Raw genomic sequence first — 17,182 nt, 5'->3', positions numbered from 1 at the left:
ACCCTGCGCACGAGCGCGACACACATTCCGGCACGGACGCGAGCCAGAGCGGTCTGGCCCGCGGCCATGCGCCGGGTCCCGGCGGCGATGTGGAACGACAACGTCTCGGACTGGGCCGCGGCCCTGACGTACTACGCCGTCCTCGCGCTCGTGCCCGCCCTCCTGGTGACCGTCTCGCTCATCGGACTGGTCAGCCCGGACCTCACCGACCGGCTCATCGAGCACGTCACGACCTGGGCGCCCGGGGAGTCCGGCGCCCAACTCCACAGCGCGCTGCGGGACATGGCGGACGAGCGTTCCGCCGCCCTGACGGTGGCGGTGGCCGGGGGCATCGCCTCGCTCTGGTCGGCGTCCAGCTACCTCGCCGTGTTCCGGCGCGCCCTGCACACGATGCACGGGATCCCCGACCAGCGTCCGCTCTGGCGCAGGGTGCCCCGGATCGTGCTGACCGCCCTGTCCCTGCTCGCCCTGCTGGTCGCGAGCGCGTTCGCCCTGGTGCTCACCGGACCGCTGGCCGAGGGCCTGGGGGAGCGCAGCGGTACGGGCCGGACCGGGGAGGCCACCTGGTACCTGCTGCGGTGGCCCGCGCTGATGTGTCTGGTGGCGCTGCTGGTCGTCGTGCTGTTCCGCAGCGGGCCGCCGGTGGCGCGGCAGCGCCGGCACGCGCTGCCCGGCGGTGTCGTGGCGGCGGTGCTGTGGCTGGTCGCCTCGGCCGGTTTCTCCCTCTACGCCTCCGGCATCGGGGACTACGGGCGCCTCTACGGCTCCCTGGCGGGCGTCGTCGTCTTCCTCATCTGGCTGTGGGTGTCCCACCTGGCTCTGCTGGCGGGGGCGCAGTTCGCGGTGGAGGTCAGCCGGATGCCCTAGTGCGGCGACCTGCCAGGCGGCAGCGCCGTGATCCGGCGCTCCGTCAGCTGCGCGGCCGGGGTTGAGCACTTCCGCCCGCGGTGAGCTGCGCGTCCTTCTTAATGCATATGATGTGCAAGTGCGTGACTATTGCATTAGAGCGGCGACCTCCGGTGACCTCGACGCGGCGCGCGGGGTGATGCTCGACACCGTCTACCGCGACTTCGGCAGCGGGTACGTGCCGCGCTGGCACGGCGACATCATCGACCTCGACGGCGCCTACGTCGCACCGGCCCGGCACACCCTCCTGGTCGCCGTCCACGAGCGCGACGGCGTCGTCGCCACCGCCGCGCTCGACGCGCGTGGCCCCGTCCATCCGCCCAACCCCCTTTCGCTCGCGGAGCGTTACCTCTCGGGGGAGACGGCACAGCTGCGCCGGGTGTACGTCCGTCCCGGGCACCGCAGGCGTGGGCTGGCCCGGCGACTCGTCGCCGGACTGCTCGACTTCGCCGCGGCGGAGGGGGGTTACCGCGCCGTGTACCTGCACACGGATCCGGCCGTGCCGGGCGCCGAACGGTTCTGGCGCTCACTGGGACAGGTCGTGTGCGACGAGCGGGACCTGCCGGACGGTCAGGGGATCGTCCATTTCGAGATCCCGACTAACTGAAAACGATTGTCATGTAGCCTGGCGTCGTGATCGCCCTTCCACCCCCTGCGAAGAACGAGGAACATGCGCTCCGTTGCCCGCCGTCGACTCTGCGCCGGCCTGCTGCTCGCCCCCTTTCTCTCCGGCTGCTTCGCCTCCGGCGGCGGTTCGTCGGCGCACTCGCCGCGCGACTCCTCGGCCGACGCCCGGCTGCGGGTCGCCCTCGCCTTCCCGCCCGCGGAGAACCTCTCGCCGTACGGCGCCGACGCCACCCTGCTCAGCCGGCTCGGCGTGACGGAGGGACTGACGGAACTGGACGCCAACGGCGCGGCGGCACCCGCGCTCGCCGAGTCCTGGAAGCGGGAGGGGCCGCGGAGTTGGACCTTCACGCTGCGCGAGGCGACGTTCCAGGACGGCGGTGACGTGACCGCGTCCGCCGTCGCCGACGCGCTCGACCGGGCCACGCGGGCCAGACCCGAACCCGCCGCGCTCACCGGCGTCGACCTGCGGGCGACGGCGAAGGGCGACCGGCGGGTGGGCATCGTGACCGCGGAGCCCGACTCCGTCCTGCCGCTACGGCTGTCGAGCCCGTCCCTGGCGGTGTTCTCGGCCGGGGCCTACCGCGAGCCCGGCAGGGTCGACCCGGTCGGTACCGCGACGGGCCCCTTCGCGCTCACCCGCGTCACCGGCTCCACGGCGGCGTCCCTCGACCGGTTCGACGACTACTGGGGAGGCCGGGCCCAGGCCGCCGGCATCGACGCGCGGTTCATACCCGACGGAACGGCCCGGACCAACGCCCTGCGCACCGGTGATGTCGACATCGCCGAGGCGCTCCCCGTCTCCCAGGCCGCCGCACTCGACGAGCGCGAACGCCGCGAGACCGCTACCACGCGCACCACGAGCCTGTCGCTCAACACCGCCTCCGGTCCCTTCGCCGACCCGGCGCTACGGGCCGCCGCACGGCGCGCGATCGACACCTCCGTACTCGCCGACGACGTGTACGAGGGGCACGGCGACCCCGGCGCCGGCATCTTCGGGCCCGCGCTGACCTGGGCGGCCGACAAACGCGTGAAGCCGACCGGCCGCAGCGTGCCGACCCGCCCCGCCGGAACCGCGATCACCCTCGCCACCTACGACAACCGTCCCGAACTCCCGGAAGTCGCCCAGGTGTTGAAGCAGCAACTGGAGAAGGCCGGGTTCGAGGTGGAATTGGAGGTCCGCGAGTACTCACGTCTCGAACGCGACGTGCTGGCCGGGAAGTTCGACGCGTTCGTCTCCGCCCGCAACACCATGCTCGACACCGGCGACCCCGTCTCGGTCCTGGCCGCCGACCACACCTGTGACGGGGGCTACAACCTCGCGCTGCTGTGCGACGCGAAGGTGGACCGGGCCGTCGCACGCGCCGAGGGCCTCGCCGACACCACGCGGCGGCAGCACGCCGCCATGAGCGCGGAGGCGGCGATCCTCGGCACCGACGCGGTCGTGCCGCTGGTGCACCAAAGGATCGTCACCGGCGTGGCGGCCCGGGTGCGCGGCGTCCTCCTCGACCCGTACGAGCGCGCCCTGGTGGGCACCGGGACGCGGCGCTGACCCGTGCGGACGTTCCTCCGGGGCCGGGCCCCGGTCCTGCTCTGGCGCGCCGCCCTGGCCGCCCTCCTGCTGTGCGGCGTCGGCCTGCTGCCCTGGCTCTCCCGCACCGACCCCGCCCGGACCGTGCTCGAGGCGCGGTCCGGGGAGCGCACTCCCTCACCCGAGGCGATCGCCGCCGTCCGGGAGCAACTCGGCCTCGACGCCGGGCCCTTGCACCTCCTCGCGCAGTGGCTCGGCGGCCTGGCACACGGCGACGCGGGCCGTTCCTGGATCTCCGGCACCGAGGTCGCCCCCTCCGTCGCCCAGGCGCTCGGGGTGTCGTTGCTCCTGATGGCCTGCGCGCTGACGGCCGCCGCCCTCACGGCCGGGGCCGTCTGCGCGCGCACCCTGCGGCTCGGGGCGCGACGCGGGCTCGCCGGCCGCCGCCCCAAGGGTGCGGGGGCGGCCGTCGTGGCCGCGCTGCCCGAGTTCCTGATCGCGTCGGTGCTGGCCACCGTCGTCGGTGTCCAGCTCGGCTGGCTGCCCGCACTCGGCTGGTACGGGCCGCGGTGGACGGTACTGCCCGCCCTCGCCCTCGGGCTCCCCGCCGGAGCGCTGCTCGGACGGCTCCTCGACGACATGCTGCTCGGCGCCTTCGCCGAACCCTGGGCCCGCGCGGCCGCCGCCCGCGGCATCCCGGGCCGACGCGTCGCCCGGCAGGCGCTGCGCCGCTGCGCTCCCGGACTGCTGCCCAACGCGGGGCTGTTCGCGGTCGGCCTGACCGGGGGCTCGGTGGCCGTGGAGCAGATCTTCGACATCCCCGGACTCGGCCGCGGCACGCTCCTGGCGGCGGTGGCGCAGGACCTTCCCGTGCTCCAGGCCGGCACCCTCGCCCTCGTCCTGCTCGCCGCGACCACCGCCGCCCTCGTCCGTCCTGCGGTCGGCCTGCTGACCGGTCCCGCCCTGCGCGACGGCGCGCTGCCGCCACCGCCGACCCCGCGGCCCGCCACCCCACGGGCGGTGCCCCTGCCGTACGCGGCCGTCCTGCTCGGCGTCATCGCACTCGCCGTCCCCCGCGACCCCCTCGCCCTCGACACGGCGGCCCGACTCCAACGCCCTTCCCGGGCCCATCCGTTCGGCACCGACGCACTGGGCCGCGACGTCCTGGCCCGGGTCGGGCACGGCGCCGCCGGCACGCTCACCCAGGCCCTCCTCATCAGTGCCGCCGCCCTGCTCGCCGGAGTACTGCTCGGGCTGCTGCCCCGGCTGTCCGGACCCCTCGTCGACACCGTCAACGCCGTGCCGCCCGTCCTCGCCGGGCTCCTCGTCGCCGGTGCGGCGGGCGCCGGACGCGCGACGCCGGCCCTCGCCGTGGCCGCGGTCGCCTGGGCCCCGCTGGCCGCGCACACCTCCGCCCTGGTGCGCCAGGAGCGAGCCACGCCGCATCTGCTGGCGACCCGCAGCCTGGGCGCGGGACCCCTCTTCGTGCTGCGCCGCGGTCTGCTGCCCGCAGTCCTGCCGCCCGTCACCCGCCACGCCCTGCTGCGGCTGCCCGGCGTCGCCCTCGCCCTGGCCGCCCTGGGCTTCCTGGGCCTGGGCGCCCAGCCGCCCGCCCCCGAATGGGGACTGCTGCTCGCCGAGAACCAGCCGTACGCCGAGCGGGCACCCTGGGCCGTCCTCACCCCGGCCGCCGTCCTCGCCCTCTTCGGGGCGCTGGCGGTGACGGCGGCGGACGGCGTGCGGTGGCCGTGGCGGACCGGGCGCGGGCGACGGCGGGTGACCGGGCCGCTTCCCGGCGAGCCGGGGCCGCGTCGGCACGCACCCGTCGGCGCCACGGGGACGGGCGTCCGGTGACCGGTGCCCGCCGCTCGCGCACACCCGCCACCGCCCGCCTCCCGCACACCTGGTGACCCCCTCCGCCGGAGGCCAGGCCGAGCGATGTCCGGGTCCGGCGACACGGTGTCCGAACGGGCAGTGTCGGGCGCCGACTTGGGGGCATCCGGAGTTCACCACTTCGAAAAGGAGATCCCCATGCTGGGCATCGTGGCAGCGGTCCTGTTCTTCATCGCGTTCCTGATCAACGCGGCCGACATCTCGACGAACGACGTGTTCACCTCGACCAACTTCATGCTGATCGGGCTCGCTCTGCTGGCCCTGCACGTCGCGGGGATCGGCAGCGGCTGGGCGAGCCGCAGACGGTGACCCGGCGCGGCGGCGGGGTGCGGCGGTAGTGCCGTGCCCCGCCGCTTCGCTGTGTGCGGCCGGCCGCTCCGAGCCCCGGGCGGGGGACGCCCGGCGGACCGTCCCGGGATGCCGTGGCCGTGACCGTACGTCCGGTGGCCGTCCACTTCCCGTCGCGACCGGTCCGCGGATGCGACTTGCAGTTGCGCTGTCCGGCAGGAGATGGTTGTCGGACGGAAACAGTCGTCGTCGCCGGAAGGGCGGTGGGCTCGCGGACGCGCGCCCTAACTTGTGGACATTCCCCAGCAGACACCTGTCAGCTCGCGTGGCGCACACCTCGGTGCCACGTGGGGCGCGGCCCCCTATCCCGTCGTCGTGGCGGATCCAGCGGGTGGTGTCCTCGGGGTGAACGCCGCCGCCGCGGCCCTGTTCCCGGACGCCGTGAGCGGGGCCTGGCTGCAGGACGTGGTCCCGGCCTGGATGGCTGACGCCCACGTCCGCGTCGGAACCGGACCCGAGGGTACGGACGCGTCCCGGGAGCGGCCGCCCGCCCACGGCAGGGTCGGTGACCGCTCGTTCGAGGCCCACCCCACCCGCACCGCCGACGGCGACGTGATGTGGTGGCTGGTCGACGACACGGACCGGCGGCTCGCCGAGGAGGCACTCGCGACCGAACGCCGCCGCACCGCCGTGCTGGCCGGCGCGTCCAGCACGCTGCTGTCCTCGCTGAACGTCGAGCGCTGCATGGAGGCCACGGCGCGGATGGCCGCCGAGCACCTGGCGGACGCCGCCGTCATCGTCGGCCCCGTGCGCGGCCACCGGCTGCCGCTGACGTACTGCGTCACCAGTGGTGAGATCGAGCACAGGGTGGTCCAGGCGGACCCCGACGAGGTCCCCGGCCTGAGCGACGCCCTGCGGGGCTTCCCGCCCGTGCCGTCCCGGTGGATCGACCCCGCCGCCGTGCCCGACTGGGCCGTCCCCGCCGACTTCACCGGCCCGGTCGGCTCCGCCGTGGTCACCCCGCTGCCCGGCCACGGAGTACCGGCGGGCGCGCTCGTCCTGCTCCGCTCCAGCGCGCAGAGGGCCTTCACGGACAGCGAGGAGATCTTCGCCCGCCTCTTCGCGGCCCGGGCGGGCGCGGCCATCTCGGCCGCCCGCATGTACGCGGAGCAGGCGGCCATCACCGACACCCTGATGCGCGAGCTGCTGCCGCCGCGGCTGCGGAGCGTGCACGGGGTGGAGTTCGCCGGCGCGTACCGCCCCTCCGGGCAGACCGAGCGGGTGGGCGGGGACTTCTACGACGTCCACCCGGGCGCCGACGCGGACCAGGAGTCCCTCGTGGTCCTCGGGGACGTGTGCGGCAAGGGCCTGGAGGCCGCGGTGCTCACGGGGAAGATCCGTAACACCGTGCAGGCGCTGCTGCCCCTCGCCGGTGACCATCAGCGGCTCCTGGGGCTGCTCAACGGCGCTCTGATCAGCTCGCACCACACCCGCTTCGCCACCCTGGCCCTGGCCTCGGTGGCCCGCCGGGGCGGCTCGGTCCACCTGAGGGTCACCAGCGCCGGACATCCTCCGCCGTTGATCGTCCGGGCCGACGGCCGGGTCGAGACGGTCCAGACCCGCGGGACGCTCGTCGGAGCCTTCCCGGACATCAGCTCCACCACCGCCGACGTGGAGCTGGCCCCCGGCGAGACGTGTCTGTTCTTCACCGACGGCATCACCGAGGCCAGGGGCGGACCGCTGGGGGACGAGCTGTTCGGCGTCCAGCGGCTCGTGACCGCGCTCACCCGGTGCGCGGCGATGCCCGCCGAGGCGTTGGTGGAGCACGTCCAGATGCTGGCCTCGCAGTGGGTCGGCCGCGGCGCCCACGACGACATGGCCGTGGTCGCGGTCACCGCGCCGCACCACGCGCACCTCAGCGCGGTGAACGGCCACACCAGGGGCAGGTACACCGCATGACTGTCTCCTCCGCCCCCGCCACCGGCGACGCGGTCCTCGAGTCCGCCCGCGAACGCCTGTGGGCGGCGGTCGGCGACGGCGACGAGTTCGGTGCCTCCGCCGTGGTCTTCGACACCCTCGACGCGACGGCGGATGCCGAATCGGTCCTGCTGGACCTGATCGCCCCGGTTCAGGCGAAGGTGGGTGCCGAATGGGCCGCCAACCGGCTCACCGTCGCCCAGGAACACGCGGCGACCGCGATACACGACCGGGTCATCGCCGCGCTCGCCCATCACACCGGCCCCCGCCCCCAGACACCCGGCGCCCCGCCCCGGTCCCGCGTCACCGTGGCCTGCGTGGACGGGGAATGGCACGCGCTGCCCGCCAGGCTCCTCTCGGAGGTGCTGCGGCTACGCGGATGGCAGGTGGACTTCCTCGGCGCCCAGGTGCCCACCCCGCACCTCATAGCGCACCTCCACCGGACCGGTCCCCACGCGGTCGCCCTGTCCTCCTCGATCCCCACGCACCTGCCGACGGCGCACACCGCCGTCACCGCGTGCCAGGCCGCCGGCGTCCCCGTCATGGTGGGCGGCGCCGCCTTCGGCCCCGACGGCCGCTACGCCCGTGCGGTGGGAGCCGACGCCTGGGCCCCGGACGCGCGGGAGGCCGCCGCGGCGCTCGAACGCGGTCTCGCCCGGCCGGATCCGCTCGCCCTCCACCAGCCGGTGGACGCCCTGCCGCACCTGGCCGACCAGGAATACACCATGGTCGTACGGACCCGCCGGCAGCTCGTCAGGCAGACGCTGACGCAGCTGGAGGACCGTTTCAGCCCGATGCGCGGCTACACCGACCAGCAGCGTGAGCACACGGCCGAGGACCTCGCCCACATCGTCGACTACCTCGCCACCGCCCTGTACGTCGCCGACCCGCGGCTGTTCACGACGTTCATCGTCTGGACCGCCGACATCCTCGCCGCCCGCCACGTCCCCGTACGAAGCCTCGACCCGGCACTAGACCTGCTCGCCGGGCAGCTCAAGGACTTCCCGCGAGCCTGCCGCACCCTGGCCCTGGCGCGGGAGGCGCTCGGCACGCGCACACCAGCATCGAAGAACCCCGGCACCGGAAAGCCCGCATGACCACCCTGCAGCCACCGCCCTTCTCGGTCACCGTCGACGTCGACGCCACCGAGGCCGTCGTCCGCGTCGCCGGAGACCTCGACCACGAGACCTGCGACGAGTTGACGGCCGCCGTCGACTCCGTCCTCGGCACGCCCCCGTGCGTCCCGGCACAACTGGCCTCACTGCGCCTGGACTTCACGGACCTGCACGGCATCGACTCCATGGGACTGTCCGCCCTGCTGATGATCCGCAGGCGTACGGACGCGGCCCGTACCCGGCTCCACCTGGACGAGTTGCCCGCCGTCCTGGAGCGGCTCCTCGACGTGACGGGGACCCGCGGCCACCTCACCGCGCCGCCCGGCGAGCGGGGCCAGGGCTTCGGTGAGGTCGCGGGACGCCCCGCCACCTGACGGGAAGTCGCACACGCCGGGAATCCCCGCCGAATGCGGCTCCGTTCGGGGGGTATTGGCTGCTGTGGAGCGCGGCGGAGCAGTCTCTCCGCCTCTCGCGCTCCACCTGGCAGTTCCCCACCGCGGGACGGTCGTCGGCGCACCGGACCGGTGGTGGAGGAGGAGAGGAGCATCGTGATCACCGAAAGAATCTGGTCGTACCCTCCGCAGTGCGCCTACTCGGAGGGGCAGGACCTCACCGGCTACGCCGTCGAGGCGACCGACGGGACGATAGGGCACGTCGACCGGCAGGCCGACGACTCCGGCATGCGCCACCTGATCGTGGACACCGGGGTCTGGGTCTTCGGCAAGAGCGTCCTGGTGCCCGCCGGCGTCGTCACCGGCGTCGACACGCAGGCACAGAAGATCACCGTGGTGTGCACCCGGGACGAGGTCAAGTCGGCGCCCGTGTTCAAGACGGACCGGGAGACACAGGATCCCGCCTACCTGGAGCGGGTGGGCAGCTACTACCAGGGCCTGCCGCCGAGGCAGCCCGCCTGACCCGCACCGGGCGGTCTCCGCGGTGCTGCATCCGAAAGCCCCGCGCACCCGGAAGGAACACCGGACGCCCGAAGTCTCCGGGACCCGTCCACGAGAGTGCCCGAGCGTCGTGCGAACGGAAAGAGCGGCCATGTCCGACGAGTTGGAGGCCACCGTCACGCACGGGTCGGCTCAGGACTCCTTCGTGGTGCGGGTCGGGGGCGACATCGACTACGCGAGCGCGTCCAAGCTGGAGGAGGCGCTGGACCTCGCACACCGGGTGAACGCCCCCCGAGCGATCGTCGATCTCTCCGGCACGGATTTCGCCGACTCCTCGATCCTGCACGTACTGCTCGCGGCGCAGCGCGCCCACCGGGCCCGCGGACGGCTCCTGATCGTGTCCGGGCCCTTCAGCGACACCGTCAGAAGGCTCTTCGACGTGACGGGGACCGCCGGGTTCTTCGTGCTTGCCGACGACGTGCAGACGGCCATGGCCCTTCCGTTCGAGGGAGACGCCCGGTGACGCCCGTCCGTCCCGCCATCGCGGGCACCCCGGCACCCGGAGGTACGGGTGCCGGGCAAGTGGTCTCGGGCGACATGGCGACGGACCGTGTGGACGGGGTACGCGGGGGCCCGGTCCCCGGCGGTCGCGGAAGCACCCTCACGCCGGAACACACGGTCACCACCGCTACGGCGGCCCGCGAGCAGGTCCGTGCGGTGGTGCGCGAGCGGTGGGACTCCGGGGCCCGCAGGGCGAGCGCGCAAGCCGTCGTCGACCTGCTGCTGGTGACCTCGGAACTGGTCACCAACGCCGTACGGCACGGGCGGGGCGTCGCCGGGTTCGAGGTCACCGACACGGCGGACGGGCTCAGGCTGACCGTCCGCGACAACAGCGACGTCGTTCCCCTCGGCGCCCTCGGACCGAGCGCCATGCCCGGACACCATCTCGGACACGGCTACGGCTGGCCTCTGATCATCCGCCTGGCCCGGGACATCACCGTCGAGCGGTGTCCCGGGGGAGGCAAGGCGATCAGCGTCGTGGTCCCGCTGACCGGAGACGGCGAGGCCATCCGATGACGGTACCGGCGCGCACGCGCCGGCTCACCGCGCGCCCTCGTCCTTCTTGTCGGCCTTGTCGGCGCGCCGCCTGAGGATCAACGGCAGGAGGTACCAGCAGAAGGCGAACCACAGCATGACCACGCCGGCCAGGATCTCCGCCAGCAGGCTGGGCAGCACCACGTGCAGGATGATGAGAACCGTGCAGCCGATGGTGAGCGCCAGCAGGACGATGCCGCACATCATCAACCGACCTGCGGCGGCGACGAGTTCGTCCTTCATCCGCTGGCCCGAGAGGAAGCGGTGGATCGAGACGGGCGCGATGAGGGCGCCGGTCGCCGCCGCGCCCAGGACGACGGTGAGGACGTACACCGTCCGGTCGAAGGTCCCCAACTCCCGGAACAGGGGCGTGAAGGCGACGCTCAGCAGGAAGCCGAACAGGATCTGCACACCGGTCTGCGCGACCCGCGTCTCCTGGAGTATCTCGTTCCAGCGCCGGTTGACGCGCTCGACTTCCGACTCCTCGCCCTGACCGCCGCTCGAGCCCTTGGTGGCGTGCTCCCCGTCCTCGACCCGCTCGGCCGACGCACTCGCCTCGTGCGCCCCCTGAGATCTCTCGTCCGTCAGACTCAAGGCACTGCTCCTCTCCCCTGGAACCCTCGGTGGTCTGGTCCTAGTACCCGGCAAACGCCTGATCACGACCTGACCAGGCGAGTTGCCCGCGCACAAGCGAAGCGGGGGGCGCACTGGGGCCCGGCGGACGCACCTCGGCCGTAGAGGTCGCGCCGGCAGCGCTGCCGGGCGACCAGGGCGCCGCGGGGCGGGCGAGTTCTTTGGCCGGACCGGGTGACGGTCCGGGTGCCGCAGGGTGTTCGGCGGGGTATCGGGGGTAGGCGCCCGGAGTCGGACCGAGCGTGCCGGTCCGGGCAAGGGGACCAGGATGGTGGAAGCTGTTGCCGGCGACGGCGGCGCAGACATGGTTCTACCGGGGCCGTTGCCCTGGGCGGGGGCCGTCTACGACGGCGCCTCCGACTCGATCAGGGCGGCGCGGAACCTGGCCGCCGACTTCATGGAGCGTCTCCAGCGGGCGTATCGCATCGCGCTGTCCACCCGGGTGGTGGGAGCGGTGCAGCTGGTCGTCAGTGAACTCGTCACGAACGTCTGCAAACACGCGCCGGGGCCCTGCGCCCTCGACCTGGTGCTGGTCGGCCGGTCGCTGGAGATCAGGGTGTGGGACAGCAGCTTCAGGGTGCCGGTCCCGGACGTGCCCGATCCAGGCCGGGTCGGACGGCACGGCCTGGAGATCGTCACGGCGCTGTGCGGGGAGATAGACGTCCGGCGTGAGCCCGTCGGCAAGCGTGTCAGGGTGCGCATCGCCTTGGAGTCGGCGCCCGCCTGACCCGCGCCGGCGACGCCCAACTTCCGTGCCTCGACGGCGTTCTGAGCTTACGGCGTCCGCGGAGGCCCACTCTTTCGCACTCTCATGCCGTGCTCCTCACACGCGTTGTTCCGCGTTCGGTGGCCGGCCCTCTCGGCGGCCTGGGCGCAGGACGTCGTGGGCCCTTCGACGAACGCGAAGAAGCCGGTGAAGTCGCGGCTCAGGCCGACATGTTTCTCCATCCGCAGCCGGCCGCCCTCGGCGAGTTGTACGTTCCCCATGCCGGCCCGGGTGATGTCCAGGACCCGGCGCAGCGCGGCCGACAGGACCGCGCCCTGGTTGCGGTGTCCGGCCGGGTCCAGTTGCAGACCCGGCAGCGGCGGTGGCTCCTGTGCTGAGCGGCTGCCGGACGGGGGCCGCGCGGCGTCCGGTTCGGGCGTGCGGACGACCGCGTCGGCGAGCGTGTGCAGCTTGATGTTGAACCGCTGGGAGCTCTCACGCATCAACGTGAACGCGGCCTCGGGCCCGGGTAGCCGGTAGCGCTCCATGAGCACACCCTGCGCCAGGGAGATCGGCGGATGGGCGTGCAGACGCCCCCGCAGCTCGGCGCTCCCCTGGCGGAGCCGGTCGATCTCCTCGCGCAGCACGGTGGGATCGGTGACGGGCTCGATGCCACCGAAGAGGGTGGCGGGAGGAAGCTCGGCCCCCTGACTCATGGTGAAGTGCGTCCTTACTGACGGCGTCTGTCTCTCGGCAGGCAGCCGCATACCTCTACCCTCAGGACGGCATCACAGGCCGCCACCCCGGAAGAAAGTCGGGTGGCGATGGATCGCGCGGTGCGCGACCGGACCGCGGGGCATGCCCGCCCACCAGGCACTCTCGTCGCACCTGCCCCAAGGGCACCTGCGTCGGGGGCCGGTTCGACGAGCGGCCGCGAAGGTCGGCCCGGCACATGTCGCGGTGAACTCACGTCAGGCGAGCCCGAGGAGTCAGGTGTCCGACGGCCCGACATGTCTCGGGCTGATTCGCCGCGGAGTCCGAGCGAGGGGCATCAGGACGGGACGATGTGGTCATGGCCGACGGGCCGAGTCATCAGAAGGTGGCAGTGAACTGGGTGAAATGCCCTGAAGGACAGGGCAGTTGAGCGGGCACGGCTTGGCGGGCCCGGGACGGCATGCGCGGGCCGACTCACTCCGAGGCACCGGGGGCTCCAAGCATTCAGGCCGGACCGGTGTCACCGGACGGAGTCGGGCGTCCTCGTCGAAGACGCCCCGACGCGCGCCCGACCCGTGCGCTCTCGCTGCCGCACCGCACCGGCATGACCGAGGCGGTGCCGCCTCTCGCGTGCTCCGCCTCCTGGCCGGCCACTTCTTCGCCGGGGCGATGAGCGGTAGGCGCTGCTCAGCCGGCTGCGGCCTCCGTCTGCGGGGCGTCGGAAGCCGAAGCCTGCTCCGGGGAGGTGGCGGCCGTGTAGAAGACGGACGAACCCTGCTTGCTGCGGTGGGCGTGGCTCTTGGCGACGAGACCTTCGAGCGTGGTGCGCACGACCGTGGTCTTGATGCTGCGGTCGGGGTGGGCCTGGGTGAGCGCGGTGGCGATCTCGGCGGCCGAGCGGGGCTCGCTCTGCTGCTCCAGGTGGCCGCGGATCAGCTCGACGAGGGTCGGCTTCGCGGCAGCCTTGTCCGCCTTCTCCGCTGCGGGGGCCGCGGTCTTCGCGGCCGGCTTCGCGGTCGAGGAGGCCTTCGTCGAGGAGGTCTTCGCGGACGGGGAGGACTTCTTGGCCGCGGGGGCCTTGGCGGGAGCCTTGGTGGCGGGCTTCTTGGCCGCGGGCTTCCGGGCGCTCGCGGAGGCCGCCTTCTTCGCCTTGCTCTGCTTCGGCTCGGACTTGGCCTGCTTCGGTTCGGCCGTCGCCTGGTGGGGCACGGTCGGCGTGGTCTTGGTGTCCAGCCGCGCGACCGACTCGGCGGCGGCGATGTTCCCGGCGCTGAGCGCCTGCTGCATGGTGACCAGCACGGTGTGGTCGTGCCGCAGGGCCTGGAGCTGCTCCTGAAGGGCCTCGATCTCGGTACCGATGCGCTCCTGCTCCTTGACGTTCCGCTCCAGGTCGCCCGTCACCTGGGCGATGTACTGCGACGTCAGTTCGGTGGAGCGGGCTTGGGTGTCGGTCATGTCAGCGGCCTTTCTCGAATTCGCGGCCCCGGCGTGTGAATGAGGGCACCTGGGCCACGAAGGGATGGGGGTTGTCTCCCGTTTGCGATGACTGGACTCGGCTGCAGTCGCAACCACTGCGGCAGGCACCAGCCTAGAGATAGTACGCATGAGTGGAAGGGAATGTGCCCTGCTCAGTGATGCCCACCTCAATTCACCGGCTTCACAAGCCGGGTGAGGGGGGCGGCCCGCGGGGGTGCCGGCAGGGGGTACATGTCGCTTTCCGTACGCGTCCATGAACCCCCCTGACCTGGGAAGTCAGTTGATGGGAAGGGGAGTCGGTCATATTCCGTCTGCAAAGCCGGAGGCTCGCTTTCCCTGAAGTGACGGACCTGCCGGGGTGAACAGAAGTACCCATGTCGAAGTGACACTTCTCAGGTCACTCACACATCGGCGACTCGGTATGAGGATGTGGAAGAGCTGTGCGCGGTCTCCCTGATGACATGCGAGAGGCGCACCTTCCCGAACCGGTGACCGAGTCACCGGTGAGCCGGTACCACTGACGCCGGCGGGAAGGTGCGCCTCTTGTGTGCGACCCCGGTGGCATTCCTCAAGTCCCCTTGCCAGAACTCGAGTTGACGTGACGGACGGTGAAGTCGGGGGTCACGGACACCCGGTCATGTCAGGGGCGCCCGCGATGTGTCCCCTGACTCAGGGGCGCCGCCAGTCGTCGCTCTGGAGGTGCGAGCCGGCCTGCGGACCCATCCGTACCATCCCGCCGTCCGCCACCCAGGAGGCACCGGTGACGTACGAGGCGTCCGGACCGGCGAGGAAGGCGATCACGGCGGCCACCTCGCGCGCGTCGCCGGGGCGGCCCAGAGGGATGCCGGGCCGGCGCTCGGTGTGCACGTCGGTGTCCTCCTGCCCGGTCATGGGTGTGGCGATCTCACCGGGTGCCACCGCGTTGACGGTGATGCCGTGCTCACTCAGTTCCAGTGCCATCACCTGGGTGAGCAGACCCAGGCCGCCCTTGGCCGCGCAGTACGGGGCGGCGCCCACCCGGGGCTGGTGCTCGTGCACGGAGGTGACATTGACGATACGGCCGCCCTCACCCTGGGCGATCATGAGGCGGGCCGCACGCTGACCGCACAGGAACGGACCCACGAGGTCGACGTCGAGGACGCGTCGTACGTCGTCGAGCCGCAGGTCGAGGAAGGGTGTGGCGGTGCCGGTGCCCGCGTTGTTGACCAGCACGTCGAGGCGGCCCAGTCGGTCGGCCAGCTCGTCGATGATGTCGGCGGCCTCGGGGAGCCGGGTGAGGTCGAGTCGGGCCACGGCGGCGCGCCGGCCGAGGGCGCGGACCTCGTCGGCCGTCCTCTCGGCGCCCTCGTGGTCGCTGTGCCAGGTGATGCCGACGTCCATGCCCGCCTCGGCGAGCCGGACCGCGGTGGCCCGGCCGATGCCGGAGTCGGCGCCGGTGACGATGGCCGCCTTGGCGGGGGAGTCGGGGGACGCGCTCATCGATGCCTCCTCGCGGCCGTGCCCGTGCGCGCCGACTGACCTCGGCCACCGCTGTCACGGCCGTACATGTGTGGGGGAACGGGGTGTCGCAGTACCCGGGGGCGTACCGGCGAAACGACGGCCGATGTCCGCCGACTACTGATTGCTGACTGCCGGGTGCCGGGTGGCGGCCATCGACTGCCGGCGCGGGCGAGGCTCGTGCGCCTCACGAACCCCGGCGCGGGTGTGTGCCTGACAGTCAGGAGATGTCTCGTGCCGTGGTCATCCTCGTCTGCTCCTCGTCCGGTCATGTGCGACGCGCGCCCGGTGTGCGCCCGCGTCATCGGCTGACCCGGCATGGGTTCCCGTCCCGGGCCGCCGGTAACTGGCGCGGAGACGACCGTGCCCGGTCGGCGCAACAAACCGGCAGAGGATCCCGTGCGACGTGTCATGTCGCGGCGTACACGGAAATGGCCCGGCGCACATGAAAGACGCGCGGCGCACGCGGAAGAGGTGCGGTCCGAGTCCTTCCGCACTTCGGACCGCACCTCTTCACGGGACTTCCGCCACCGGCGCCGTGTGCCCCACGGGGGTGGTTCGACGGCTAGAGAGCGGCCAGGCTCTCCTCGTCGGCGGTGCGGCTGCCCGCCATGGGCGCGGTGACGACGGAGTCGTCGAACGGGCGGGCGCCGGGCAGCCGGTGGCGGGCGGCGATGAGGGCGGCGTCGATGTCACGCGTGCCGGTGGCGACGCACAGGGTGTACGTGACGTCGTCGAGGCGTCGGCGGGCCTCCTCGTTGCCGTCCTCGGCGTGCAGCGCGCTGAGGGCTTCGTACTGGGAGATGAGGTTCGCCAGAACGGCGGGGTGGGCCATCAGCATGGTCGTTCTCCTTCACAACGACGCCTTGGACAGGCGGTGTCCGCGGTGGGGGCACAGCCCGGATACCCCGGTCGGTGCCTCTCACGCCTCAACTCTCACTTTCTTCCGCAGGCGCCCGTCGGCCCACGGCGGCAGCCCGGTCCTGTCCGGTCACGTCCCCGTCTCCCGCGTGCCCAGTTCGTGCTCCAGTCGCTCGCGTACCTCGGCGGGCAGTTCGCCGGTGCGCGCCCAGTCGACGATCAGTTCGGCCACGTGCCGCAGCTTGATGTTGGTGTTCTGCGAGATGTTCCGCAGTACCTCCCAGCCCGCGTCGGGTGAGAGCCGGCCCACCGCCAGGACGACGCCGATGGCCTGGTCGACGACGGCGTGCGAGCGCACCGCCTCCTGGAGTTGGAGGTTCTCGTCCTCCAGGCGCGACATCCGCACCGCGTCCTGCTCCGCCCGCGGGGACGACTGCCCGCCGGCAGGCTCCGCTGCCGCCGGGGCTGAGGTGTCGGAGGTCAGCGATTCCCTCAACTCCCGTCCGGTTGAGCCGCGTACGGCGTCGCCGTCCTGCGGCCCGGGGGACCGTCCGTCCCTCCGGGCGCCGTCGCGGGGCGGTGTCGTGGTCATCGCTCGGCTTCCCGGGGCTGTCCCTGTGTCCCCGCCGTCTGCAGTTCCCGGGGTCGCCCGTCGTGCTGAGCGATGAGTGTCAGCAGGTCCGAGACGGTGAGCCCGGCGTCGGCGGGGTGACGAAGGATGGTGCCCCGTTCGATGCGGTACGAGTTGGAGCGCCCCTGCCGGGTGTGCGTGAGATAGCCGTCCCGTTCCAGGTCGGACACGATCTTCTGGACGGCTCGCTCCGTCAGCCGGCAGCGCGCGGCGATGTCGCGGATGCGGGTCGTGTTGTCGTCGGCGATCGCGGCCAGAACGCGGGCGTGGTTCGTGAGGAACGTCCAGCCGACGTGCGTCTCAGGTACTCCTCCCATGCCGCCAGGATAGGACGTTCGATTC

At 72.7% G+C, this 17,182-nt stretch carries 19 protein-coding genes; 12 read left to right on the top strand and 7 right to left on the bottom strand.

The annotated features are described in order from the left end of the window. Positions 1–3: 3 nt before the first annotated feature. The 11 genes from ACZ4VA_RS07215 (at position 4) to ACZ4VA_RS07165 (ending at position 10,304) form a co-directional block, all read left to right on the top strand. Positions 4–867 carry a YihY/virulence factor BrkB family protein gene (locus tag ACZ4VA_RS07215; protein WP_468080342.1) on the top strand — a complete coding sequence of 288 codons (864 nt, stop codon included), beginning with the start codon at positions 4–6 and terminating at the stop codon, positions 865–867. 118 nt (positions 868–985) lie between these two features. After that, positions 986–1,513 (top strand): GNAT family N-acetyltransferase, encoded by a 528-nt coding sequence (locus ACZ4VA_RS07210; RefSeq protein WP_468080220.1) that lies wholly within the window; start codon positions 986–988, stop codon positions 1,511–1,513. A gap of 63 nt (positions 1,514–1,576) precedes the next feature. Beyond that, complete coding sequence (locus ACZ4VA_RS07205) at positions 1,577–3,082, top strand: ABC transporter substrate-binding protein (RefSeq protein WP_356167999.1); 1,506 nt, start codon at positions 1,577–1,579, stop codon at positions 3,080–3,082. A gap of 330 nt (positions 3,083–3,412) precedes the next feature. Next, positions 3,413–4,915, top strand: a complete 1,503-nt coding sequence (locus ACZ4VA_RS07200; RefSeq protein WP_468080340.1) for an ABC transporter permease subunit — start codon at positions 3,413–3,415, stop codon at positions 4,913–4,915. A gap of 177 nt (positions 4,916–5,092) precedes the next feature. Beyond that, on the top strand, positions 5,093–5,263 hold the full coding sequence (locus ACZ4VA_RS07195) for a hypothetical protein (protein ID WP_356167993.1): 171 nt from the start codon (positions 5,093–5,095) through the stop codon (positions 5,261–5,263). Positions 5,264–5,617: 354 nt separating this feature from the next. Next, positions 5,618–7,201: a PP2C family protein-serine/threonine phosphatase gene (locus ACZ4VA_RS07190; RefSeq protein ID WP_468080217.1), complete on the top strand. Its 1,584-nt coding sequence runs from the start codon at positions 5,618–5,620 to the stop codon at positions 7,199–7,201. Further along, positions 7,198–8,316: a cobalamin B12-binding domain-containing protein gene (locus ACZ4VA_RS07185; RefSeq protein ID WP_356167987.1), complete on the top strand. Its 1,119-nt coding sequence runs from the start codon at positions 7,198–7,200 to the stop codon at positions 8,314–8,316. The genes ACZ4VA_RS07190 and ACZ4VA_RS07185 overlap by 4 nt, the downstream gene beginning before the upstream one ends. Next, on the top strand, positions 8,313–8,708 hold the full coding sequence (locus ACZ4VA_RS07180) for an STAS domain-containing protein (protein WP_356239856.1): 396 nt from the start codon (positions 8,313–8,315) through the stop codon (positions 8,706–8,708). The genes ACZ4VA_RS07185 and ACZ4VA_RS07180 overlap by 4 nt, the downstream gene beginning before the upstream one ends. Before the next feature lie 174 nt (positions 8,709–8,882). After that, the gene (locus ACZ4VA_RS07175) at positions 8,883–9,248 is read left to right on the top strand and encodes a PRC-barrel domain containing protein (RefSeq protein WP_468080214.1); all 366 of its coding nucleotides are present in this window, start codon (positions 8,883–8,885) and stop codon (positions 9,246–9,248) included. A 130-nt stretch (positions 9,249–9,378) separates the two neighbouring features. Further along, positions 9,379–9,750: an STAS domain-containing protein gene (locus ACZ4VA_RS07170; RefSeq protein WP_355794210.1), complete on the top strand. Its 372-nt coding sequence runs from the start codon at positions 9,379–9,381 to the stop codon at positions 9,748–9,750. Next, the gene (locus ACZ4VA_RS07165) at positions 9,747–10,304 is read left to right on the top strand and encodes an ATP-binding protein (RefSeq protein ID WP_468080211.1); all 558 of its coding nucleotides are present in this window, start codon (positions 9,747–9,749) and stop codon (positions 10,302–10,304) included. The genes ACZ4VA_RS07170 and ACZ4VA_RS07165 overlap by 4 nt, the downstream gene beginning before the upstream one ends. A gap of 24 nt (positions 10,305–10,328) precedes the next feature. Here the strand turns inward: ACZ4VA_RS07165 and ACZ4VA_RS07160 are convergent, their stop codons facing one another. Then, entirely contained in the window at positions 10,329–10,916 is a 588-nt protein-coding gene (locus ACZ4VA_RS07160) for a DUF6328 family protein (protein ID WP_356239861.1), read from the bottom strand. Between the two features lie 307 nt (positions 10,917–11,223). Between ACZ4VA_RS07160 and ACZ4VA_RS07155 the strand changes: the two genes are divergently transcribed. Beyond that, the gene (locus ACZ4VA_RS07155; protein WP_355793775.1) at positions 11,224–11,682 is read left to right on the top strand and encodes an ATP-binding protein; all 459 of its coding nucleotides are present in this window, start codon (positions 11,224–11,226) and stop codon (positions 11,680–11,682) included. A gap of 47 nt (positions 11,683–11,729) precedes the next feature. On the opposite strand, the gene ACZ4VA_RS07150 is transcribed toward ACZ4VA_RS07155, so the two are convergent. The 6 genes from ACZ4VA_RS07150 to ACZ4VA_RS07125 all read right to left on the bottom strand — a co-directional run bounded on the left by ACZ4VA_RS07150 (position 11,730) and on the right by ACZ4VA_RS07125 (position 17,157). Then, positions 11,730–12,377 (bottom strand): ANTAR domain-containing protein, encoded by a 648-nt coding sequence (locus ACZ4VA_RS07150; protein WP_468080209.1) that lies wholly within the window; start codon positions 12,375–12,377, stop codon positions 11,730–11,732. Between the two features lie 685 nt (positions 12,378–13,062). Then, positions 13,063–13,830 (bottom strand): BlaI/MecI/CopY family transcriptional regulator, encoded by a 768-nt coding sequence (locus tag ACZ4VA_RS07145; RefSeq protein ID WP_468080207.1) that lies wholly within the window; start codon positions 13,828–13,830, stop codon positions 13,063–13,065. 690 nt (positions 13,831–14,520) lie between these two features. Then, a complete protein-coding gene (locus ACZ4VA_RS07140; RefSeq protein WP_468080205.1) occupies positions 14,521–15,330 on the bottom strand; it encodes an SDR family oxidoreductase in 810 nt (269 codons plus the stop codon). A gap of 583 nt (positions 15,331–15,913) precedes the next feature. Then, a complete protein-coding gene (locus ACZ4VA_RS07135; RefSeq protein WP_356167969.1) occupies positions 15,914–16,189 on the bottom strand; it encodes a DUF5133 domain-containing protein in 276 nt (91 codons plus the stop codon). Positions 16,190–16,339: 150 nt separating this feature from the next. Further along, entirely contained in the window at positions 16,340–16,801 is a 462-nt protein-coding gene (locus ACZ4VA_RS07130) for an ANTAR domain-containing protein (protein WP_468080202.1), read from the bottom strand. Beyond that, a complete protein-coding gene (locus ACZ4VA_RS07125) occupies positions 16,798–17,157 on the bottom strand; it encodes a helix-turn-helix transcriptional regulator (RefSeq protein WP_402378716.1) in 360 nt (119 codons plus the stop codon). Before ACZ4VA_RS07125 ends, ACZ4VA_RS07130 begins: the two co-directional genes overlap by 4 nt. Positions 17,158–17,182 lie beyond the last annotated feature (25 nt).

The sequence above is a fragment of the Streptomyces sp. NPDC028308 genome (assembly GCF_055565855.1).
The sequence above is the reverse complement of the archived record's forward strand: the minus strand, read 5'-3'. Positions and strand labels throughout refer to the sequence as shown.